This window comes from Nitrosomonas sp. Is24, from assembly GCF_033063335.1.
Taxonomy (GTDB): Bacteria; Pseudomonadota; Gammaproteobacteria; order Burkholderiales; family Nitrosomonadaceae; genus Nitrosomonas.
The window spans coordinates 1,784,559-1,807,166 of record NZ_JAWJZG010000001.1; the positions used below are offsets into that span (position 1 = coordinate 1,784,559).

Annotated in this window: 22 protein-coding genes; 6 read left to right on the forward strand and 16 right to left on the reverse strand. The window is 47.9% G+C overall.

Annotation, left to right across the window (positions count from 1 at the left end):
• Positions 1-101: 101 nt before the first annotated feature.
• The 6 genes from R2103_RS08105 to R2103_RS08130 all read right to left on the reverse strand — a co-directional run bounded on the left by R2103_RS08105 (position 102) and on the right by R2103_RS08130 (position 5,019).
• Complete coding sequence (locus tag R2103_RS08105) at positions 102-434, reverse strand: hypothetical protein (protein WP_317530961.1); 333 nt, start codon at positions 432-434, stop codon at positions 102-104.
• A 36-nt stretch (positions 435-470) separates the two neighbouring features.
• Positions 471-932 carry a hypothetical protein gene (locus R2103_RS08110; RefSeq protein ID WP_317530962.1) on the reverse strand — a complete coding sequence of 154 codons (462 nt, stop codon included), beginning with the start codon at positions 930-932 and terminating at the stop codon, positions 471-473.
• A 160-nt stretch (positions 933-1,092) separates the two neighbouring features.
• Positions 1,093-1,938: a carotenoid biosynthesis protein gene (locus R2103_RS08115; RefSeq protein WP_317530963.1), complete on the reverse strand. Its 846-nt coding sequence runs from the start codon at positions 1,936-1,938 to the stop codon at positions 1,093-1,095.
• Between the two features lie 290 nt (positions 1,939-2,228).
• Positions 2,229-2,762, reverse strand: a complete 534-nt coding sequence (ppa, locus tag R2103_RS08120; protein ID WP_317530964.1) for an inorganic diphosphatase — start codon at positions 2,760-2,762, stop codon at positions 2,229-2,231.
• Between the two features lie 546 nt (positions 2,763-3,308).
• The gene (locus tag R2103_RS08125) at positions 3,309-4,208 is read right to left on the reverse strand and encodes a hypothetical protein (RefSeq protein WP_317530965.1); all 900 of its coding nucleotides are present in this window, start codon (positions 4,206-4,208) and stop codon (positions 3,309-3,311) included.
• Between the two features lie 244 nt (positions 4,209-4,452).
• The gene (locus R2103_RS08130) at positions 4,453-5,019 is read right to left on the reverse strand and encodes a DUF2780 domain-containing protein (protein ID WP_317530966.1); all 567 of its coding nucleotides are present in this window, start codon (positions 5,017-5,019) and stop codon (positions 4,453-4,455) included.
• Between the two features lie 576 nt (positions 5,020-5,595).
• On the opposite strand from R2103_RS08130, the gene R2103_RS08135 reads away from it, so the two are divergent.
• Positions 5,596-7,680, forward strand: a complete 2,085-nt coding sequence (locus R2103_RS08135; protein WP_317530967.1) for a diguanylate cyclase domain-containing protein — start codon at positions 5,596-5,598, stop codon at positions 7,678-7,680.
• Here the strand turns inward: R2103_RS08135 and R2103_RS08140 are convergent.
• A protein-coding gene (locus R2103_RS08140) for an IS5 family transposase (RefSeq protein ID WP_317530144.1) occupies positions 7,677-8,440 on the reverse strand; the annotation gives its coding sequence in 2 pieces (ribosomal slippage) (positions 7,677-8,125 and positions 8,125-8,440; 765 coding nt in all). The genes R2103_RS08135 and R2103_RS08140 overlap by 4 nt on opposite strands.
• Here R2103_RS08140 and R2103_RS08145 point away from each other — a divergent pair.
• The gene (locus R2103_RS08145; protein WP_317530968.1) at positions 8,430-8,843 is read left to right on the forward strand and encodes an EAL domain-containing protein; all 414 of its coding nucleotides are present in this window, start codon (positions 8,430-8,432) and stop codon (positions 8,841-8,843) included. The two genes, R2103_RS08140 and R2103_RS08145, sit on opposite strands and share 11 nt — an antisense overlap.
• 38 nt (positions 8,844-8,881) lie before the next feature.
• Positions 8,882-10,282 (forward strand): PAS domain S-box protein, encoded by a 1,401-nt coding sequence (locus R2103_RS08150; protein ID WP_317530969.1) that lies wholly within the window; start codon positions 8,882-8,884, stop codon positions 10,280-10,282.
• A 69-nt stretch (positions 10,283-10,351) separates the two neighbouring features.
• Here R2103_RS08150 and R2103_RS08155 read toward each other — a convergent pair whose 3' ends face one another.
• The 5 genes from R2103_RS08155 to gluQRS form a co-directional block, all read right to left on the reverse strand.
• A complete protein-coding gene (locus tag R2103_RS08155) occupies positions 10,352-10,867 on the reverse strand; it encodes an aspartate carbamoyltransferase (protein WP_317530970.1) in 516 nt (171 codons plus the stop codon).
• A 160-nt stretch (positions 10,868-11,027) separates the two neighbouring features.
• Positions 11,028-11,477, reverse strand: a complete 450-nt coding sequence (locus R2103_RS08160) for a PAS domain-containing protein (protein WP_317530971.1) — start codon at positions 11,475-11,477, stop codon at positions 11,028-11,030.
• A 72-nt stretch (positions 11,478-11,549) separates the two neighbouring features.
• The gene (locus R2103_RS08165; RefSeq protein ID WP_317530972.1) at positions 11,550-12,014 is read right to left on the reverse strand and encodes a polyketide cyclase; all 465 of its coding nucleotides are present in this window, start codon (positions 12,012-12,014) and stop codon (positions 11,550-11,552) included.
• Positions 12,015-12,038: 24 nt separating this feature from the next.
• Complete coding sequence (locus R2103_RS08170) at positions 12,039-13,202, reverse strand: NAD(P)/FAD-dependent oxidoreductase (RefSeq protein ID WP_317530973.1); 1,164 nt, start codon at positions 13,200-13,202, stop codon at positions 12,039-12,041.
• A gap of 122 nt (positions 13,203-13,324) precedes the next feature.
• Entirely contained in the window at positions 13,325-14,227 is a 903-nt protein-coding gene (gene gluQRS, locus R2103_RS08175) for a tRNA glutamyl-Q(34) synthetase GluQRS (protein WP_317530974.1), read from the reverse strand.
• Positions 14,228-14,412: 185 nt separating this feature from the next.
• On the opposite strand from gluQRS, the gene mpl reads away from it, so the two are divergent.
• Complete coding sequence (mpl, locus tag R2103_RS08180; RefSeq protein ID WP_317530975.1) at positions 14,413-15,759, forward strand: UDP-N-acetylmuramate:L-alanyl-gamma-D-glutamyl-meso-diaminopimelate ligase; 1,347 nt, start codon at positions 14,413-14,415, stop codon at positions 15,757-15,759.
• 40 nt (positions 15,760-15,799) lie between these two features.
• On the opposite strand, the gene R2103_RS08185 is transcribed toward mpl, so the two are convergent.
• From R2103_RS08185 to R2103_RS08195, 3 genes are all read right to left on the reverse strand, one after another.
• A complete protein-coding gene (locus tag R2103_RS08185; protein ID WP_317530976.1) occupies positions 15,800-16,327 on the reverse strand; it encodes an adenine phosphoribosyltransferase in 528 nt (175 codons plus the stop codon).
• Positions 16,328-16,439: 112 nt separating this feature from the next.
• Positions 16,440-17,540, reverse strand: a complete 1,101-nt coding sequence (gene nirK / locus R2103_RS08190; RefSeq protein ID WP_317530977.1) for a copper-containing nitrite reductase — start codon at positions 17,538-17,540, stop codon at positions 16,440-16,442.
• Positions 17,541-17,823: 283 nt separating this feature from the next.
• Complete coding sequence (locus R2103_RS08195) at positions 17,824-19,806, reverse strand: monovalent cation:proton antiporter-2 (CPA2) family protein (protein WP_317530978.1); 1,983 nt, start codon at positions 19,804-19,806, stop codon at positions 17,824-17,826.
• Positions 19,807-19,921: 115 nt separating this feature from the next.
• Here R2103_RS08195 and gshA point away from each other — a divergent pair, with 115 nt between their 5' ends.
• Complete coding sequence (gene gshA / locus R2103_RS08200; RefSeq protein ID WP_317530979.1) at positions 19,922-21,217, forward strand: glutamate--cysteine ligase; 1,296 nt, start codon at positions 19,922-19,924, stop codon at positions 21,215-21,217.
• Between the two features lie 8 nt (positions 21,218-21,225).
• Positions 21,226-22,185, forward strand: a complete 960-nt coding sequence (gshB, locus tag R2103_RS08205; protein WP_317530980.1) for a glutathione synthase — start codon at positions 21,226-21,228, stop codon at positions 22,183-22,185.
• Between the two features lie 13 nt (positions 22,186-22,198).
• Here gshB and R2103_RS08210 read toward each other — a convergent pair whose 3' ends face one another.
• Positions 22,199-22,561: a hypothetical protein gene (locus R2103_RS08210; RefSeq protein ID WP_317530981.1), complete on the reverse strand. Its 363-nt coding sequence runs from the start codon at positions 22,559-22,561 to the stop codon at positions 22,199-22,201.
• Positions 22,562-22,608 lie beyond the last annotated feature (47 nt).

The window sequence follows — 22,608 nt, forward strand, 5'->3', positions numbered from 1 at the left end:
CAACTCAACTATCAATAAACACTCCCTAACAAATACCGCTGGTAAAACCAGCGGTATTTGCTCGAACTTAACTCGATGATCGATTTTGCTTGGCTAGCTCATTAGAGCAGCGTGAACCCAATTTCCTTATTCACATTATCCTTCACGGCACTCAGCGCCGAATTGATGGCTGCCTCTGCGGACAGAACACCCAACCCTTCTATTGTCATCAGTACCATGCGCGTCGCATTCTTTTGCATTTCCAGATGCAATTCAGCCTGTTCCTGATTGATTTTCCCGGTGGCTTTCAGCGTTCCGATCATCACCAATGTCTGCGCGAGTTTTTTCGCTTCGGCTTCACCATAATCTTTAACATCGGGCCATTTTTCCGCAAGGCTGCCATTCAACGCAGCGAGTATGTCTTTCCCCAATTTAACCGCATCCAGGCTCATCATATTCTCCTCAGATAGATATCAATCGTTGTTCAACAATCACTCGCCACGCCGTTTCGCAAACTCGAGCTTTAGAATTGCCGTAAAGCTGGTATTGAGATGCGTGCGCACGAGCGTGATTTGATCCTTAGATAAGCACGCGATCTTATGAAGCTTTTCGAGATTTTCCAACTGACTGCCCAGCAATTGCGATTCTTGCGTGGTAATGTCATTTTTCGGAATCGCCGCAGCACGGACAGTAATCGCGCTAATGTCCACCTTGGCTTCATCGTAGAATTGCTTATGATTTTCGTATGTGCACTCGGGCAAACCTTCTACCGATTCCAGCGTTACCAGATGCGCTTCCGTTTTGCGCTGTAAATCAGTCACCGCCCTATCGGTCGTCTCGTCATAACCGCTGACCAGTTTTACAGTACAACTGGATAACGCCAGCGTCATCGCGAGACAAACAGAAACTAAAAATAGGCCGAATCCCGGTATTCTTCGATCAATGTTCATCATTTGTCATCTCCTGATGGATATAACCCGGTTAATCAATGGATAAACCTAACTTCCTGGTTAATCTAACACCGCTATCATAGTGCCTAAGTATGCGTTGCTTGACAAGCCAAACCACGGTTACCGTGAAATTTGCACCGTACCGGCGCCCGGTATGCCATTTTCATGACTTATTCAGCGGTGACCAAGGATAGTTTTCCAAATGCTCCTTTAACTCTTCCGCACGGTAGCGATTGACCCGCACAGCAGCCAAAACGATTACCATGACGATCGGCAGGGTAAAAATCAATATACCGGTCAGCGCGATCAGATACTCACCGATCCACAATGTGACTATCCAGTTAAAGATCAGTACCGACAGATACAAAACCGGTCCCAATAAAGAGCGGAGCGGCATGGCAAAAATCCCGCGCGGTGTTTTCCCGTCCCGCTTGCGATCAATTTGCTGCAAAGCGGCCACTAATAGAAAACTAGTCAGCAGCCAGCCGAGGTAGTTTGAAATCGGCACGCCAAAATGCAATCCTGCTTCGTAGTAACCATAAATTTGCCCGAGAAACCAGCGGTTTCCCTGCAATGCCACCGGATCGATGATGATATCCAGGAATGTTTGCAAAAAAGCGCCCAATACCAGCGCTGCCCATGAATGCCGGATAGCACGCGTCTCCAGCGTGATCAGATCGGCACCTTTAGTCGCCAGCGGTGACAAAATAAACAATGCTGTCGTGTAGCTGCAATAAGTCAGGAAAACGTAAGAGAGTGAATCGAAGAAAGGCACCCCCCAAACCCACAACTCCTGATGGCTGGTGTCGTCGATGTAGTAGTACCAGCCGTAAGGAAATCCCGTGGTAATCGAGAGTTTCTCTGAGGTGAACGCGATCAAGTATCCGGCCAGTGTAAAAGTCAGCGTCTTGCGCCAGCCTAAATGCGGCACACAGGCCAGCAGAAATGCCGCAAAAAAAGTAAATACATAGGGACGCATGACAATGGTGTCAATTGCGGCATCAAACATGAATAACTCCTAGGCCGATGAACCGTTTAGTCCGTTCGATTTGAGGGTAAATCATCTGTTCCGGCAATTTATCCGCGGCATTGGTTTGCGATTTCTTGCGCCTTCACAACCTGCCGGGTTTTATTGTCTGGCTGATTTTGCTATCAAGGATAGCAATAAGCTTAATCTGACGATGAACTGAGTAATGGAACGAAACAAGGCAACGCATATTTTGCGTTGCCGGATAAGTATTCGCTTAGTCCATTACTTTTGCCGTGCGACCCGTACTTTTGCTCCGGGCTCACCAGTGTTCAATCTGCGGCTTTCGCCATGTCGATAGCGCGCATCACCATGTCACGCGCTTCGGCGGAATCACCCCAGCGGCCTACACGCACCCATTTTTCCGGCTCGAGATCTTTGTAATGGGTAAAGAAATGCTCAATCTGCTGAAACACAATATCGGGTAGATCGTCGCGTTCACACACATGAGCGTAATACGGGAAAGTTTTATTATCCGGCACACAGATCAGTTTTTCATCACCGCCATGCTCATCCTCGAGATGCAGTAATGCAATCGGACGGGCGCGCACCACACAACCGGCGAGAAATGGCGAACGGGCGATCACCAATGCATCGAGCGGATCACCATCATCGCACAAGGTGTGCGGAACAAAACCGTAATTGGCCGGATACCGCATGGGCGTATGCAGGATCCGATCCACAAATAATGCACCGGATTTTTTATCAAACTCATATTTGACAGGTTCACCACCGGTCGGTACTTCGACGATAACGTTGACATCGTTAGGCACATTTCCGCCTACAGGAATAGCGTTGATATCCATGGAATTTGCCTTTTTGCTAGATTTGAAGTGAGTGACAGAAGTTGCCGCTCATTGGGTTCGAGTGTACTGAGGAGTGGAAAGGCTGTCAAACCAGCGTTGAAAAACCGCACATTGCCACCCATATGCAAATCCAGCCCCTTAGAAATTACGTAATGTCCAATCATCGCCGGTTGCTGGATCGGATGGGCTAAGTTTCCGGGAAATTTGGCGTCAATCGGCATGAGTCCAATTCTGGCTAAAAAACACTCCGTTTCAATGAAAATTTAAAAAGGAAATGGTCCCCCGGTTTGCTGATTCATTCGGGATAACAGCTTTTACACATGTTCGTACTACGCTGTTTTCTTAAACAACTCCAATAAAAACTGATATAACCACGATCCGCCGTAAGCTATCGCGGCGATCATGAGTATCGCCGCGGCACTATAGATAATTTTGTCCATCACACGCCCACTCCTTTCAGTGCTTCAAGTAATACCTGCGTTGAAACCAGATCCATCGACGCAGATTAACCTCAGCAGTTTACTCGTTTACAGGTTGTTTTAGATGCTAGTTCTCGACGAAACAATCTTTCTCGGTCATTTTATTCAGGATGGTGTTGTATAAACCGGCATTCTCCAGTGCGGGTGCAGACTCGAGTAACCCGGACATTTGCAGGCAATTGGCACGGGGCGCATTGATCACCGCCAGTACTAGGAAATGCGTGGGTGAATCAGTAGCAGCCACGCGATCGAAAAGATCCTGCGGAAGCGCCGCATTGGCCGCGAGCGCTGACAAAACATAGGTTTTATATAAGCCCTGACGTACGGGATCGGCAGCATTACTATCGTTCATCGCCGCCGCTATCAATTTTTCCATGATGGCGCGCGAGATTTTTTGATTACCAGCCAGCCCTGCAACCCGCTCGTAAGTCAGCGGCCCTGCCGCGATTCCTTCCAAAGCCGCCAGCGGCATATTGGCATTGGCGCCGGCCTGTTGCACCACAGCACCATCGCCAGACATGGCCAGCCTCTCGAGAATGGCCGGTGGCGTCGATGGATGCTGAGCCAGTGCGATTTCCATCTCCCGGTGTCCCCAAGGAATCCAGCGTTGACTCACCGCCTCAAGCACTTGCGGTGTTGATGCCGGATTCTTGGCAACCGCTAACGCACACTGTTGCGCGAAGAAACCTAACCCTGCGAGCACGAGTATGGCCAGAAATACAGCGGCAAATTGTACATTTCTGCTATTCCATGACGCTTTGCCGGAACGTAAATCGAGCACTGCAAATGCGCTATAAACCAACGCCCACCCCACGCCCGCAGCCGCAAAACCATAGAAAGGGATCATGATCAGGCCAATAGCCGCTGTTGAGCTGGTTGATGTAAAAACGGCCTGTAGAATGAATGCCGTGGCGCCCAAGAAACCCGCATAAGCGCCCGCTCTCAGAATAGCTGTTCGATTTTGCATCCCGCCCCTCTTCTTGAATTGCCTTGTCCCAAACGCTCACATTGCAGAATACAATGCGCTTCGGTTATTGGCATCTCGTAGGTAACGGCAAAATCCGGAGAAAAATGCCGGATAGGTTGTTTGCGGTTTATGGCTCTGGTTCGAGATGCAGTAACAGCACACCAAGCTGCACCTCGGATGAAACGGCACGAACAAGGAGCAAGTGACTTGCACTTGCTCATTTCCATTAATCTAATGCTTTAATTTAGCGGGAAGTCACAGCGGATTGCAGCAGATTGGCCGTTGCCTGTCCGCTCGTTTTGCTTACATAGTTAGTAATCACCGGAATGAATTTTCCCACCATATCAGGGGAAAGATTCAATTGCTGAAATGATGCGGCCAGTGCTGCCGCACTGCCGAGTGTGCTATTACCACCCGCTAGCGCAGATAAGTTGGACATGGCTGGTGCTGCACCCAGCATTGTGCTCATTCCGGGAACAGACCGGGACAATGACGAAAATGCCTGCGGATTCATATTGCTTTGTGCCATTTGAAATATCGCACCAGCGCCGCCTAGCGCCTGTTGCGGCGAGACACCAAGACGGTGAGCCAAAATATCCACCAGACCAATCTGCGCAGCTCCTTCAGCGTTACCTGCCACCGCGGCACCGGCATTAAGCACTTGCTTTCCGCTCTGTGCCGCACTTTCTATCGTTGACAGACTTTGATTAACCGCTCCCACAGGATTCGTACCGCCGGTATTGGTGGCGCAGCCCGTAACTGCCGTTAAAATGATCACGGCGCCTAATTGAACGTAATTGCTTTTTTTCATCATTACTCCTTCTCGTGTATAGATATGTGATCGATGGCTATTGTCATAATACAAGTGTGCTGAGAATAAAAAATATTTTAGCCTCTCTGAACTAGCAGAGCTAATAATATCCGATAAGCTACCATAGTTCCTTGGCAAGTGCATCAGGCTGCATCCCGGCACCCTTCAGATTCTTATTAACCGGCACGCCGCCGCATAGTAAAGCTCCAAATCATCGTAACCGTCCCGTGCCGCCATAAATGAATACATTGCGGAACAATCGCTAACGCTGTTTACAGCACCGCCAGGTGGTTAGCATCCTAAAACCCGGAATAACCTGTGGTTTCTTTAATATGCGTGTAAGACAACGCTGATTTAAATTTATTCTTCTTTTTGTTAACTTGTTTTGCTCCTTTTTGATTCCTTCCATACAGCGTTCCGAAATTTTAAACATAGTTATCAATAAAGGATGTTTATTCAAACCAATACATTACGTTCGCCAATTGATTGGCTCTTAGAAAAAATCACCGCAGAAGAGGTATTGAATTTCAAGTAATTAACTATTGGAAATAATCATTTGCAGAAGGATGGGCACGTATGAGCGGATACATCAAGATACTGATTGTTGAAGATGAAAAAATTGTTGCGCTTGATCTGAAAAGACGTCTGACAAAACTAGGCTATCAAGTCACAGGGATGGCTGCCAGCGGTCAGAAAGCACTGGCGCTGGTGGATCAGGAGATTCCCGACATTGTGCTGATGGACATTCATATTCAGGGAGATATGGATGGCGTTGAAGTGGCGGACCAGCTGCAAAAAGCGCATAGCATTCCGATCATTTACTTGACTGCCTACTCCGAAGAAAAAACCGTGACCCGGGCTAAAGCGACCAAGCCCTACGGTTATTTATTAAAGCCATTTTCCGACAGAGAACTGCACATCATCATCCAAGTCAGTATAGAGCGTTACGAAAACGATATTCTGTTAAAAAAGAATGAGCAACACTTTCGTCTTGCACTGGAAGCGGCGCAATTGGGTACATGGGAGGTGACGAAAGAATCTCGTGAAATATTCATGGGTAAAAGCACCGAAGGAACGATTGAACCTATATCCGACTGGGAAAGCTTTTTTCTTTCGATAGACGAGACCGACCAGCCGAAAGTATCGGATTTTATCGATAGGCTGCGCAATAAAAAGGGAACCGCTGCGGAAATTGAATTTCGCGTGAACCCGGATAGCGCGAAAAGTTACTGGTACAAGTTGTATGGCAAATCGTTTAAAAATAGTGACGCAGGAAAGCATCAGATCGTCGGCATCTTGCAGGAAACAACCGAGAGCCGCCTGGCGAAAGACCGTTTAGCGCAAGCCGCTACTGTTTTTAAATGCGCATCGGAAGGCATTATTATTCTGAACAAAAATAGAAACTTCAATTGCGCCAATAGCGCCTTTTATAAGATCACCCGGTTTCAGCCCCATGATCTTCAGAATAAGGAGTTACCGTTTCTTACCAGCCGTTCCTTGAGTGAGAATACTTACAATAGCATATGGCAAAGTATTGATAAGCATGGCCATTGGCGAGGGGAAATCACGGCTTTCAAAAAAAATAATGAAACCATGTATGTTTGGTTGACGATTGGACTCATTCCCACTGAAGTGAGCGAAGAACAGCAATTCGTCGTCATGATATCGGATATCACAACCATCCGCGAGACGCAGGAACAGCTGTCTCATATTGCGTACTACGATAATCTGACCAACTTGCCCAATCGCATGCTAATCATGGATCGGCTCCGGTTGGCGCTGGCAAAAGCAATCCGGAGTTCCACGTTTCTTGGCGTGTTGTTTATCGACCTCGATAATTTTAAGAGAATCAATGACACCCTGGGGCATTCGCACGGAGACTCAATGCTCTGTCTGGTTGCGCAGAGAATGCTTTCCGTGCTGCGGCAAAGCGACACCTTGGGCCGATTGGGGGGTGATGAGTTTATTGTTATTGTGACGAATGCTGAATCCCGCGATGCCTTGGTGATCGTCGCGGAAAAAATACTGGAATGTCTTTCCCATCCCATAGTCATCAGTAACATGGAAGTCATCCCATCGTGCAGTATTGGTATCAGCGCGTACCCGGATCATTCCTCACATCATGATGAATTAGTGCAAATGGCGGATACCGCCATGTACGAAGCAAAAAACAAAGGGCGCAACAGTTACGCTTTTTATCATCCATCCCTGACACAAAAAGCCGCTCATTATTTAACGCGGGAACGGGAATTGCATCACGCTTTAATTAAAAATGAGTTTCTGCTGCATTATCAACCGCAATTTTCTTTATCGCAGAAAAAAATAACCGGTGTGGAAGCCTTGATCCGCTGGCAGCATCCAGTAAAGGGCATGCTATCTCCCGCTGAAATTATTCCGGTTGCCGAATCGAGCAGGCTCATCGTGGAAATCGGCAACTGGATCCTGACCGAAGCATGCAAGCAACTCGAACAATGGCGGACTGAAGGTTTTAGCGATCTCCGCGTTGCCGTGAATATTTCCATACGCCAACTTGCGGATAAGGATTTTCAGCAATTTATTGCAAAGCTATTGCAACAGTATTCTTTGCCGGCCCATGCGCTTGAACTGGAAATAACCGAGTCCTGTCTGCAAAATGAATTGATTTATATTAGGGCCTGTTAACACAATCTGATTGCTTCGACGATGAGAGCGAAGTGGATAAAGGAGATGAAGACGACATCGAGCTTATCGAACCTGGAGAAGATGCGGCGAAATCCCTTGAGCCTTCTGAGCAATCGTTCGATCTCGTTGCGTTTTTTGTACATGGCACGGTTGTATTCCCAGGGTGACAAGCGATTTGCTTTGGGCGGAACAACCGGGATGTAACCCAAATCTAGTGCCAGTTGCCGGGTTTGGTCGCCCTCATAAGCACGATCCATCAGCAGGTAGGTGGGCGTATTGACGGGACCGAGGGAAAGCAAAAGCTGCCTGCCCTCTGGCGCATCGTGGGCGTGACCGGGCGAGAGGGCAAAGCTTATGGTTGTTCTGGAATCTGCGGCAACCAGATGAATTTTGGTGGTCCATCCACCTCGAGATTTTCCGATGGATTGGGGGCCGTTTTTTTTAACGCACCCGTACCGTCGGGATGGACTTTGATGCTGGTGCTGTCCAGCGAAACAGTTTCAATACGGATACGGATGATTTGCTGATGCTGAAGTTGCCCAAATACATGGCTCAGTACACCACTCTTTGCCCAGCGATTCATGCGGGTATAGATGGTATGCCAGTTGCCGAATCGCTTGGGCAATCCTCGCCACTTGCAGCCATGCTCGGCAACGTAAAGAATGGCATTGAGAACTTGCAGATTGGAATGGCTGACGTTGCCACGCTGACGCGGCAGGCAGTGCTCGATCTGTTGATATTGAGTTTCGGTGATTTCCATCACCAAATTATATCAAATAGCGTTAACAGGCCCTAATTGCTTAGAGCAATTGGAAAGTCTGGGTATACCGATTTCCATCGATGATTTTGGCACCGGTTATTCCTGCTTGAGTTCATTGAAAAACCTTCCGATACGGCGGCTGAAAATCGATCAGAGTTTTGTCAAGGGCATTCCTTACGATACGAATGATTGCGCCATTGCAGCAGCTATTCTGGCATTGGCGCAAAAACTTAATCTACAGGTCACTGCCGAGGGTATAGAAACATACGAACAGGCTGATTTTCTTGGCAATCTTGGCTGCGATGAACTGCAAGGCTATTTACTGAGTAAACCGGTGGATGCTGAGCAAATACCTTATTTACTCAGAAAATTGCCAGATCGTCTCATTTTCTTAAAATCCTAGACTTCCTCCCGTTTTTTACTCCAGGATCAAATCTGAATATGCCGCCGACCCGATTTGGAAATTTCAGCAATACCGCAGAAATGATGCATTTAGCCGTTGAAGCTTCCCCTAATGGCATGGTCATGACGGATTGCGATGGAAAAATCGTCATGGTGAATTCCGCCACGGAAAAACTATTCGGTTATTCCAGGCAGGAATTAATCGGTCATTCCATCGAAATGCTTATTCCCGAACGGTTCCGCAGCCATCATCCTGGTTATCGGGAAGCTTATATCGGCGAATCAAAATCGCGTTCCATGGGGCATGGCAGGGATCTTTACGGCCTGCACAAGAGCGGCAAGGAATTCCCGGTTGAGGTTGGTCTGAATCCCGTGGAAACCGAGCACGATGGTATTTTTGTGCTGGCTGCCATCGTCGATATTACCGATCGCAAGCATGCCGAGGAAATGATATACCTCGCAGTCGAAGCTTCTCCGAACGGTATGGTGATGACCAATCATGAAGGAAAAATTATGATGGTAAATTCCACCACCGAGGAACTATTCGGTTACCACCGGGGAGAATTACTAGGTCAACCGATTGAAATTTTGATACCGGAATCACATCGCGCCCATCATCCGTCATTAAGAAGTAATTATCTGCAATATCCAAGCACACGCGCGATGGGGCATGGCAGAGATCTGCATGGGGCGCATAAAAACGGCAAAGAATTTCCGGTCGAAGTAGGTCTGAATCCGATCCAAACACCCAGAGGTGTGATGGTGCTTGCATCCGTGATCGACATTACCGAGCGCAAATCCCAAGAAGAACAACTCAAAGCCGCGTTAAAGGAAAAAGATTTATTGCTATCGGAAATTCATCACAGGGTTAAAAACAACCTTCAAATCATCGATAGCCTGCTCGGTATGCAATCCGATATGCTGGATAATAATACGGCTGCTATATCCATTCTAAAAGAAAGTCAGAACCGGGTGAAATCCATGGCGCTGATTCACCAGATCTTATATCAATCATTGGATTTTTCCCGCGTTGATTTTTCCGGTTTCATCCAATCCTTGGTTGATAACTTATCCGTTTCCTATGCGCTGGATACATCGAGAATCGTAATAAATATCGATACCGATCAGGAGGTGCTGCTTCCCATCGATGTCAGTATTCCATTGGGATTGATTCTGAACGAGCTGTGCACGAACGCGATGAAATATGCGTTTACTGAAAACCGCTGCGGCCATATCGATATCAGCCTTAAACGCCAGAATCAAGGACAACTGCTGGTATGTATTAGCGATGACGGTGTAGGGATACCGGACAATTTCGATATTGAAAATACCCAATCCCTGGGGTTGCAGCTTGTTCAGTTACTCAGTGAGCAGATTTCCACGGAACTCACCATCCATCGTAAAAATCCGACCAGTTTTTCGCTGATTGTTCCACTCTGAAATCAGTGCATTGCTTAAGAATTTCCAGTTCGCTCTGAAACCCGCAGTATCGAATGAATACGATACCGATTATTGATTGGGCATATGCTGATGCGGCTGCCCGGGTTCGATATGGCGCGCATGATCGCTTAACTGCGCATCAAACCACCGGTGGATTGCAGTGATAAGCTGGGGGGACTCAGTAAAATAGCTGATTTGTGCGCCGATAGGGAGCACTTTGTATTCAATCTTGATATCTCCCGGTTTGGCTGCTTTTAATTCAGATAATCCGGGCATGCCTTCACCGTGAATTTTTTCCGGATTTGAGAAGTTTCCTTGCTTGAATTCATTGGCTATTTCAGACAAATGCGCTCTGATCAAACTGACTTGCTCCTGATCCGATATGTTTTTGACGGTAACCTTCTGAACGCCTCCACTTTCGGTCTTGGTGAAAACATGCACGGTCTTTTCCAAACCAAACGGCATGACATGAGCACCGTGCTCCGCTACTTCGTCCAATCGCTTTTCATCCGCTGGCGCAGCAGCACCAATCGATGCCGGTAAAAGAAATACCAGCAAGAAAGTGACAGTAAGCAGTTGATTCATTTTATTTCTCCGCTACAGTGAGCTTACAGAACCGATCAGATTGGTGGAATCAACCGCACATAGAGAAAATCTTACACTTCGTTTGACTGTTTCATGTACAGGCAAGAATGCTCAAATAGTGCGGTTATTTATCCGGATGCCGCTCATGCACCTAGCTTCATCACTTCAATGCCGCCAGTTGTTCCTTCAAAGCCTTAATTTCCTCTTCCGCGCGGATTTTCGGGGTGATGTCTAATTGCACGCCGAGGAAATAAAGTAAGTTTCCGTGCGAATCGAAAAGCGGGGAAACCAGTAAATGGTTATAAAATAATTCACCGTTCTTACGAAAGTTTCTCAGAACCACTTCCACCGGTTTCCTATTCTTGATCCCTTCCTTCAGCTGCTTAACACCGGCTTGATCGTGTTCATCGCCCTGCAAGAAACGGCAGTTCCTGCCTACCGTTTCCGCTAACGTATAACCGGTTATTGTCTCAAACGCTTTATTCACATAAACCAAAGGCATGTCCTCTTGATCGGGATCAGCCAGTGTTACACCGTTCACACATGAATCAAGAATCTTGGACAATACTTGTGGAATTAATCCAGGGTCTTTTTCAACGATAAAATCCATGATCTTCTCTCCAGGTTAATCAACTGTTAGCATAATTAAAACGTACGAACGGGCCTGCCATTTTGAGTCAACCTACTCCGCCTCAATCAGTTTCTTGATATTCTTGACAGTCCTTTCGGTTCCATCTTGAACGGCAATACGCACCAGCTTCTCAAACGGCCTGACATGCAGATCCAAGCTCAGCAATTCAAAAATAAAAGTTATCCGGCTGTCGGAAGCATTCACTGATTCAATGACATAATCACACCGGTAAGGATTGGAAACGCCTTCAAAACAGATACGTGCACCCGTATCAAAAAATTTAACTTTGAAGGTCGACTCCGAGCGATTGCCTTGATCGATGCGGACTTGACGGCAGACGGTTCCTAGTTTTACCGGACCATCGGTGATTTTCTCCAATTCTTTAACTTCCGGAGACCATCGGGGATAATTAATGAGCAGATCATTACCGATAAAATTGAAAAGTTTATCGGCTGGACTTTGAATTATTGCACTGGCCTTGCCAATTACAGGGCTGTCTTTGAACAAACCAAGCATAAAATGCCTCCCGCACGGTGTTTGCTAAACCAAATAGGTATCGATTCCTGCCAATAATAAGTCATATTGCGCTTCGACAATTTCTTTAATCGTTAAAGCCGGAATACCGGTGATCAAGTTACCTTCCGCAACCAGCCAGCCTACCGCATCCGACGGCCCCAGACTCACCACATAACCCAATTCATGGTGAAGATAAGGCTCGAGCAATCCGGGAAATCCCGCATGCCGCAACACATTACGCGCCACTAATTTACCCTTCCGGACAGCGGATTGCGCGGTCAATGTATTCGACCCAAGCGACTGGTAATACGAACAATCGCCCGCTACAAAAATATGGGGTAGCGGTTTCTGATTAACTATAACCTGTCCGAAAGCATTTGCGGTAAAAATATTGCGCTGCTTTTTTCCCAAAAACAGCAGAGTTAAACTGGAAGGTAATTCAAACTGCTTTTCAGTCACTTTTTCCGTCAGCAAAATTTTTCCGGTTTGCTGTTCACGGTAATACGTATTCGGATAAAAAGCGATATTCATATCCCGCATGCGGGATTCCGCATAAGTACCAAACCCGGCAGGAAATTGTTCCAGCACATGCTCGCCCGAATGGATTAGGCGCAATTCCGCCTTTCGTCTGATCCGATCGAGAAATTGCTTTATTTCGAATAAAAACTGTATCCCCGTGGCTCCTCCGCCTACAACGGAAATCGACAGTTCAGGTGAGTCATTCCGGTCGAGCAACCTGGTTAATAAATCTGATCCGCTCATCGTGGCAAAATCATTCAGATTCAGCAAATTGCCGCTATCGTCATGATCACTTTTCTGACTCTCGCAACCGCTCGCGACGATCAAATAATCAAAATCAATCATTTCACCATTCACAACCAGCTGCCGTTCGTTCTGATAGCTCTCCAACGCGTTTTGATCAAAGCTCAGTTCTGCCGGAATGTGCCGGCAACCATAGCGATTTACTATATCGGCAAAAGGAACCAGCAAATCGGCTAGCGGATAGCGAAACGTTTCGTGCAAGTGCGTAATTTTCAGATGCTGCGTTTTAGGATCGATCAGCGTAATGTCGGTATCCGGAGCAAATTGTAAAAGATTGGTTAACGCGGCAAGTCCGGCATATCCGCCACCGGCAATGACCACCTTCAATCTTTTTTGCTTGGAAATATTAAATGGCAGAAAAGCCACGGTCACTCCTTACCTTTATCTATGATTAACGCAAAACCTTGCCAGACGCTTGCGCCGGTAATGTCAACTTGAACCCGGCTACACTACAGCCTAGCATAATTACCGGCTGCATGGCTTTATCTTTACATCACACCGTTTGGAATCCGGTTCACGCGCCAATTTTGCTTGACCCAGCGCCAGAAAGAAGCAATATCGCCTTCCAGAATTTCTAGTGGCGGCTGCTGACCCAGGAAATGCAACGCATCAACCAGCTCCTTTAATGCCTCGGCCGTATTCACCGGAGCAGCGTTCGTTTGCTTGCTGAGCTTCTCTCCTGCCGCGTTGGTTACCACGGGCAAGTGCATGTATTGCGGTACCGGATAACGCAACAGCTGCTGCAGAAATATTTGCCGCGGTGTGGAATCGATAAGATCAGCGCCGCGAACTACATGCGTGATATTCTGCGTGGCGTCGTCCACCACAACCGCAAGCTGATAGGCATAAATCCCATCAGCCCGGCGTAACACAAAATCACCCACCTCACTGCGCAGTTTCTGCGTATACAATCCCTTCAAACCATCGGTAAACTGAATGACATCATCATGAGTTTGAATACGAAGCGCATGTGTATTTTGCAGTGAAGCGGGATTGTTCAGACAGGTTCCGGGATAAATGAAACCATATAAACCGGTGATGCTGGAATCCGCGATTTCCTTCCGGGAGCACGTACAGGGATACAATAAACCTTGTTTATTCAACACATGCAAAGCATCCCGGTATGCCTCGGAACGCTGGCTTTGGTAGATGATTTCCTCGTCCCATTCCATACCCAATTTCTCAAGCGTATCCAAAATTTGTTTGGCCGCTCCAGGTACTCTACGTTGCAAATCGACGTCCTCAATTCTAACCAGCCATTTGCCGCCATGAAATTTCGCATCGGCATAGCTGCCTACAGCCGCTACCAGCGAACCAAAGTGCAGCGGTCCGGTCGGTGATGGCGCGAATCGTCCGCGATAATGCGTATTAATCGATCGAGTGCTTTCCATTTGTAAATCAGCACATTGAGATTAAAAGAATAATAACCACCGCACCCTTTCCATTTAGCCGCTCTATGAATGAATAAAGTATCAACAACTTCCGGTATTGCCCTGCCATATCTATTATAATTGCCCAAACTTGCCAATCATATTAGTGGTTTCCTGTCAGCAGAATCAAGAATTTCAAACCAATCATGCATATTCATATACTCGGAATTTGCGGTACCTTTATGGGGGGTATTGCAGCCATTGCACGCGAATCCGGTCACACGGTGACGGGTTGCGATCAAGATGTCTATCCACCGATGAGCACCCAACTTGAGTCTCAAGGTATCGAATTGATAGCGGGTTATTCGCCCGAACAGATCCGGTTACAGCCGGATATTTTCGTCATCGGTAACGTCGTTACACGCGGCAATCCGCTGATGGAGGAAATACTCAACCGGAATTTACCTTATATTTCCGGTCCGCAGTGGTTATCGGAAAATATTCTACGGCATCGCTGGGTGCTTGCCGTGTCCGGTACCCACGGAAAAACGACAACCAGCTCGATGTTAGCCTGGATATTGGATTACGCCGGATTGAATCCGGGATTTCTGATTGGTGGAATCCCCGAGAATTTTGGCATTTCAGCACGAATCGGAAACACCTCACCCTTCTTTGTCATTGAAGCGGACGAATACGACACAGCATTTTTTGATAAACGCTCCAAATTTGTTCACTACCATCCGAAAACCGCGATACTGAATAATCTTGAGTTCGATCATGCCGATATTTTTACAGATCTTTCAGCGATTGAACGGCAATTCCATCACTTTGTACGAGTTATTCCGAATAACGGTTTAATCGTCGCAAATGGCCAAGATCCCAATCTGAAGCATGTCCTCAAACAAGGCTGTTGGACACCGGTAGAAGAATTCGGCACTGAAAGTGGCTGGCATACCAAAACGCAGACAAACAATATGATCGATATCTATTGCAACGAAACATTTCACGGAAGCCTGCAATGGGATTTATTGGGCGAACATAACCGCATGAATGCGCTGGCTGCGCTGATTGCTGCGCGGCACACCGGGATACCGGTCAATATTGGCATCGAAGCACTAGCACAATTCAAGAATGTCAAACGCCGCATGGAGAAACGCGGTACGGTCAACGGTATCTCCGTTTATGATGATTTCGCTCACCACCCGACCGCCATTCAAACCACAATCGAAGGCTTGCGGACTCATACCGGCAAAGCAAGGATTATTGCAGTCCTGGAGCCGCGCTCCAACACCATGAAAATGGGAGTATGGAAAGATTCTCTTGCTAAGAGTTTGAGCGAAGCCGATCAGGTGCTTTGCTTCACCCGCGATGCACACTGGGCTAAAGATGCCATGTTGCCATTACATAACAAGGCACGCTGTGTTGATGATTTGAATCAGCTCGTCCAAGCTATCGCAACGATCGCAGCGCCTGGCGATCATATTTTAATCATGAGCAACGGAGGTTTTGGCGGCATCCATGAAAAAATACTATCCGCATTAGAACGAACGTAAAAACCCGTTCAAACTAAAAAGAATGCTATAAACAGCGTATCTAATCGCCTTCAAACTCGCACAACGCAAACACCGGACATCCCAAATTTTCCAGCCGGGCTTTACCGCCCACATCCGGCAAATCGATCACAAAGCAGCATTCCACCACTTCACCCCCCATATCCCGGATCAGGCCAACGGCAGCTTCAGCGGTTCCACCGGTTGCAATCAGATCATCCACTAGCAGCACTCGTTCTCCCGGTTGAATCGCGTCGACGTGAATTTCAATCCGGTCACTGCCATATTCCAGTTGATAATCTCTTCCTATCGTTTCCGCCGGTAATTTATTGCGCTTACGAATCGGCACGAAGCCTTTACCCAGCTGATAGGCCACGGGGGCACCGATAATAAAACCGCGCGACTCAATACCAGCCACTTTATCAATTTTGACATTACTGTAGCGGTTTGAAATTTCCTGTATGGTAGTCCGCAATCCGATGGGATCTTTTAGCAGTGTCGTGATGTCACGAAACATAATGCCGTGATGCGGGTAGTGCGGAACGGTACGAATGTAGGATTTAATCGTCATAGAATTACAGCAAGCAAAAATGAAAACCTCAAAGGACTAAAATGACAAAGGCCTCAACCCATAACAGGTTGAGGCCTTTTAACATTACTTTAATAGAACACTAGGTCAAATCTTAGTGGTCCATTCCAGCTTTTGCATCAAAGCTAGCTGGTTTTTTAACTTGAGTCATGATTTCATCATTCCAAGTACCATCGACTGTCATGTGAGCAGCAGCACCCAGTAATACAGCTTCAATCAGATTATGACTGAGGTATACATGCAAGCCTGGTTGATGGAATTCATAAGCTGCAGCAACTGCGGCACCTGCTGGAACAAACCAGGTTTCTTGGCTGGTCAGCGGTGTATCGCTGAATGAACCACCTACCCAGTACAGGTCACCGTGTCCACCGATCAAGTGCGGATAGGAAGGACGGTTAGCTTGTGAATGGATAAACAGAACTTTCTCACCCACTTTAGCTTTCAGTGCGTTGTCACCGGTCAGAGCACCAACTGCGCCATTGAATACTACGTGTGTTGGGATAAGTCCTTTAGCAACTTCCAACATGTCTGCCATGCCTTCTGCTGGTGAGCCATAGGTTTTGAAATTACCTTTGTCATCTTTTGGCAGGTAGAAATCTTGTTCGCCGATGTAGTAAGCGCGATCATATTTGTATGGTTTGCCTTTGTTGTCTTTCAGACCATCTTTAGGCAATATCATGATGGCACCGCTCATACCGGAAATAACGTGGAATGGAATCATGGTTCCGCCAGGTGCGCAATGATAAACGAATACGCCTGGTTTAATTGCTTTCCAACGCAGTACAACTTCTTCACCGGGTTGAACCAGTGTCAAACCAGCACCACCGAGCGCGCCGGTTGCAGCGTGGAAGTCTACGTTATGCGCCAATGTGCTTGTTTTTGGATTTTTCAATGTCAATTCAACATAGTCGCCTTCATGTGCAACGATAAGCGGACCAGGAACACTGCCGTTGAAAGTCAGCGCCCAAACTTTTGCACCTGGCGCAACTTCGATCAACTTCTCTTGGGTTTCCATTGTAATTTGAACAACTTTTGGCCCTTTTGAAGTTTGCTCATGCGCAGGTACATTTGGTGGAGCCACCAATGTTTGTTTAACATGCGGTAATTTAGAAACGTCTGTAGCAGCCACAGCTGCTTGAGTTGCGCCTAAACAGAGCAATCCTAGACCAACAATCGCTTGAACAGCTTTAATCATATCTCCCTCCATAAATGATGAATTTTACGCTTTTTTTATGCGCCATTCTAATTGCTACTTGTCATGTAATCATCAAGATTACCAACATCTGCCTTTTAAGCTATGAAGAGCCAAAAGGACGGAACGGAGAATATACACTTTTTGAAGAAAACTGTCTATTCTTAGTAGCTTGTAACGATTATAGCCATACTGAATGAATGGGATTGGAGCGACTTGAATCGATATTAATATAAATCCTGTTGTTATCCGCTCATCGAGTCAAAATTCATTCAATCAGCAATGTTCAACCCTGTATTAACTTGATTTCAGCCGCCGCGAGATTTTCCTGTGTACCGCGCAGCACGATAACATCGCCAAGTTCCAGACGTGTTTCCCCAGTGGGCAATAATCCGCGAATGTTGCGTCTTCTCACTGCAGTAACTTCGACATCCAGACTTGCCAGATCAATATCACCTAGTGTTTTATTAATCGCAGCCGCGCCTTGAATAATAGTAATCGTCAGCAAACGCGGCAATAGCTTCTCACTATTATCCTCCGCTTCATCGGTCACACCATAATAAAACCCGCGCAACAGACTATAACGCTGCTCACGAATTTTTCTGATGCGGCGCAAAATCCGCCCGGTCGATATATCGACAAACATCAGCGCATGGGACGCCAACATTAAGCTACCCTCCATAATTTCCGCGACCACTTCCGTAGCTCCGGCTTCTTTCAATCTATCGATATCGGAGTCATCACGCGTCCGGACGACAACGGATAACTCCGGGCGCAACTCCTGAACGTGCTTCAGAATCTTTAGTGTAGAAACCGTATCCGCATAGCTGACAACCAATACTTTGGCGCGCATCAAACCTGCAGCAATCAGTACCTCACGCCGGGCCGCATCGCCATAAACTACGGCTTCACCCGCGCTCGAGGCTTCACGGATACGCTGCGGATCGAGATCCAAGGCGATAAACGGTATGGATTCTTGCTCCAATATCCGCGCCATACTCTGACCACTGCGCCCGTAACCGCAGATAATCACATGATTCTGCGACACCATCGTCTGCGCTGCTATGGATGTGATCTGCATCGCGCGGTACATCCAATCCGAGCCGTATAGACGATGAATCATCGATTCGCTGTATTCAATAATAAATGGCGCGATGAACATCGATAGCACCATAGCCGCAAGTACCGGCTGGAGAATTGAATTTTCGATCAAACCGGATTCACCCGCCTGTGCCAGTAAAATGAAGCCAAATTCTCCTGCTTGCGCCAGACTCATCCCCGTCCTGATCGCGACGTTGGCATCCGCGCCAAACAAACGCGACAATCCGGCAATTACGACTACTTTCAACACAATCAGCGCCGCCAGAATTGCGAATACCCACAGAAAGTTCTCAATGACGACCTGCATATCCAGCAGCATACCAATCGTCACAAAAAACAAACCCAGCAAAATATCCCGGAAAGGCTTGATATCGTCTTCCACTTGGTAGCGGTATTCCGTTTCGGAGATCAACATGCCCGCCAGAAATGCTCCCAAAGCCATAGACAAACCGGCCAGTTCGGTTAACCACGCGATACCCAGCGTAATCAACAGCACATTCAGTACGAACAATTCCGACGATTTCTGCCGTGCCACCAAATGAAACCAGGGGCGCATTAACTTCTGCCCGAAAAATAACAGAAAGGTCAGAACAGCGGCCACTTTCAACAAAGCGATCGTGAGCATCAAACTGAAGTCGTTCGTTTCACTATCGATCTCAACCGCCAGCGCGGGCATCACAATCAATAATGGAATAACCGCCAGATCCTGAAAAAGCAGAACGCCGATCACCTGCCTGCCATGCGTGGAATTGAGTTCCGCCCGCTCGGCCAATATTTTGCTCACAATAGCGGTGGAAGACATCGCCAGAGCACCGCCCAATACCAACCCAGTGCGCCAATCCAGCGCCAGCATCCAGGCTATTGCCATCACTAAAAGAATGCAGATCGCCACTTGCGCCGTGCCAAAACCCAAAACAATGCGCTTCATCGTAATCAGCTTGGGCAAACTGAATTCCAAGCCTACGCTGAACATCAGAAACACCACGCCAAATTCAGCCAAGTGGCGAGTCTCATCACTATCCGCGATCCAACCCAGCGCATAGGGACCGATGCACACGCCCGCCAATAAATAACCCAGCATCGGCGGCAGCCGCAGTAAACGGAAAACGACCACCGCCAATACCGACACGGCTAACAAAATCAGAACAGGCTGTAATGGATTGAACATACCGGTAAAAAATTGGTTTTTGGCACAGAACCGTAAGATACTTGAGGATAGCGCGCTTCACAATCTGCGCAAGACATAATGCTATAATCGCTCCGATTTAATACTTCTTACGGAAATGCCAGTACCTCATCTCTCCACTGCTCTGCGCGGCCCCATCCTTGATCTTGAAAGCCGAATTATCAATGCCATGCCTACCATTGAGCATTGGCTCAGGAACAAGTGGCGTGAACATACCGTCCCTTTTTATTGCTCGGTCGACTTACGCAATAGCGGTTTCAAATTGGCGCCTGTGGATACCAACTTGTTTCCCGGCGGTTTTAACAACCTGAACCCGGAATTCATTCCGCTATGCGTGCAAGCGATGATGAGCGCAATTGAAAAAATATGCCCGGATACGCATAGCGTGCTGCTGATTCCGGAAAACCACACGCGCAATACCTTCTACTTGCAGAATATCGCAACTCTGCAAAACATCATCCAGCGCGCCGGATTGAATGTGCGGCTGGGTACATTGCTGCCCGAAATCACCGAAGCCACCCGGATTGATTTACCGGATGGGCAATTCATTACGCTTGAACCCATAATCCGTAAAAATAACAAACTCGGCGTCAAAAATTTCGATCCCTGTGCGGTGCTTCTGAATAATGATTTATCCAATGGCGCCCCTGATATCTTGCAGAACTTGCACCAAACCGTCATTCCGCCCCTGCATGCCGGCTGGGCAACGCGACGCAAATCGGAGCACTTTGCTGCGTATGATCGCGTGGCGCAGGAATTCGCCGATCTGATCGGCATCGATCCCTGGTTGATCAATCCGCGTTTCACTTCGTGCGGCGAAATTAATTTCCTGGAAAAACAAGGCGTGGAATGCGTTGCAGCCGCGATTGACCGGATTCTTTCGGTAATCAGGAAAAAATATCAGCAATATGGCGTGAAAGAAGATCCCTTCGTCATCGTCAAGGCCGATTCCGGCACGTATGGCATGGGCATCATGACGGTCAAGAGCGGCGAGGAAATACATAGCCTCAACCGCAAGCAACGTAACAAGATGGCCGTGGTGAAAGAAGGCTTGCAAGTTTCCCACGTGCTGGTGCAGGAAGGTGTCTATACCTTTGAAACCATCAACCAAGCGGTTGCGGAGCCAGTCGTGTACATGATCGACCGCTACGTCGTCGGCGGCTTTTACCGTGTTCATACCGGACGCGGCATCGACGAAAACTTGAATGCGCCGGGCATGCATTTCGTGCCGCTAGCGTTTGAAACCACCTGTCTGGAAGCCAGCGCCACGCAGCCGAACGTCATCCCGAACCGCTTTTATGCCTATGGTGTCGTTGCACGTCTCGCCCTGCTAGCCGCTGCATTGGAGCTGGAGCAAACCGATCCGCACGCGCAACCGCCGCTATCCGCCTGAAAACCGCCATGAAACTCGCCTTTATCATCGATCAGCTGGATTCAATTAAAACCGGCAAAGATTCCAGTTTTGCGATGATGCGCGAGGCCATTGCCAGGAATCACCAGATTTACGTGCTCTATCAGCACGATATCGCTTTAATAGATCACACAGTGACCGGCTTTTCCCGATCTTTGACTTTGACGGATACACCGCAGCGCGACGGACATTGGCACAACACCGGCGATAGTTTACCGGTACCGCTGAACGAATTTGACGCTGTACTGATGCGCAAGGATCCGCCGTTTGATCTGGAATATGTGTACAGCACCTATTTGCTGGAATTGGCGGAAACGCAAGGCGCATTCGTCATTAACAGCCCGCGCGCCATTCGCGACCACAACGAGAAACTGGCCATTGCACAATTTCCGCAATGGATCGCCCCCACGCTGGTAACCAGCCAGTCGCATCTAATCCGGGAATTTCTCGCGCTGCATCGGGACATCATCTTGAAACCGCTCGACGGCATGGGCGGCGCCAGCGTGTTTCGCGTGCACAGCGCCGATCACAATATCAGCGTGATTCTTGAAACGCTGACTCATTACGGCACACGAACCATCATGGCACAACGGTTTATCCCCGAGATCACGCAAGGGGACAAACGCATTCTGCTCATCGGCGGCAAGCCTGTACCCCATGCGCTTGCACGCATCCCCAAACCGGGTGAAACACGCGGCAACTTGGCTGCAGGCGGTACCGGCGTGGCTCAACCGCTGTCACAGCGAGACCGGGAAATCGCGGAATCGCTTGGGCCCGAATTAGCCCAACGTGGGTTAATGTTGGTGGGTCTGGATGTGATCGGCGATTACCTGACCGAAGTCAATGTAACCAGCCCGACGGGGATGCAGGAAATTACCCAACAAACGGGATTTAATGTAGCGGGAATGATGCTGGATGCGATTGAAGCAGGCATCCAAACAAAGGCATAAATCAAACGGTAAATTACCGGCGAAAACCGTATTCCAGCACAAAATACTGTGGATTGTACTGCGCTAACGGCTCGTACAGCTTTTTCAGTTCTTCCTCAGGTCCGTGGATTTCCAAGCGGACGATCTCAGCGATCTCAAGCGCGCGTTGCAGCAGATCACCCACATTGTCCAAATGCGCCAGCAATCCTTCTGCGCCTTCGTACCCTTCGCGGCAATAGGCTTCGTCACCATGAAAGCAAAAACCATAGTAGAGGCACTTTTGCTCGCTGCTTGCTCTGGCAACAAACTGCTCACAGAGCTGTTTGAATTGGTCGATTTGACCTTCGGCAATTTTGAAATACGGCGCTATCGAACAGCATCGATCGTGTGTGGACATGGATTCAGGCGATTTGAAGCAGAGAAGATTTTATAACGTGCGATCAC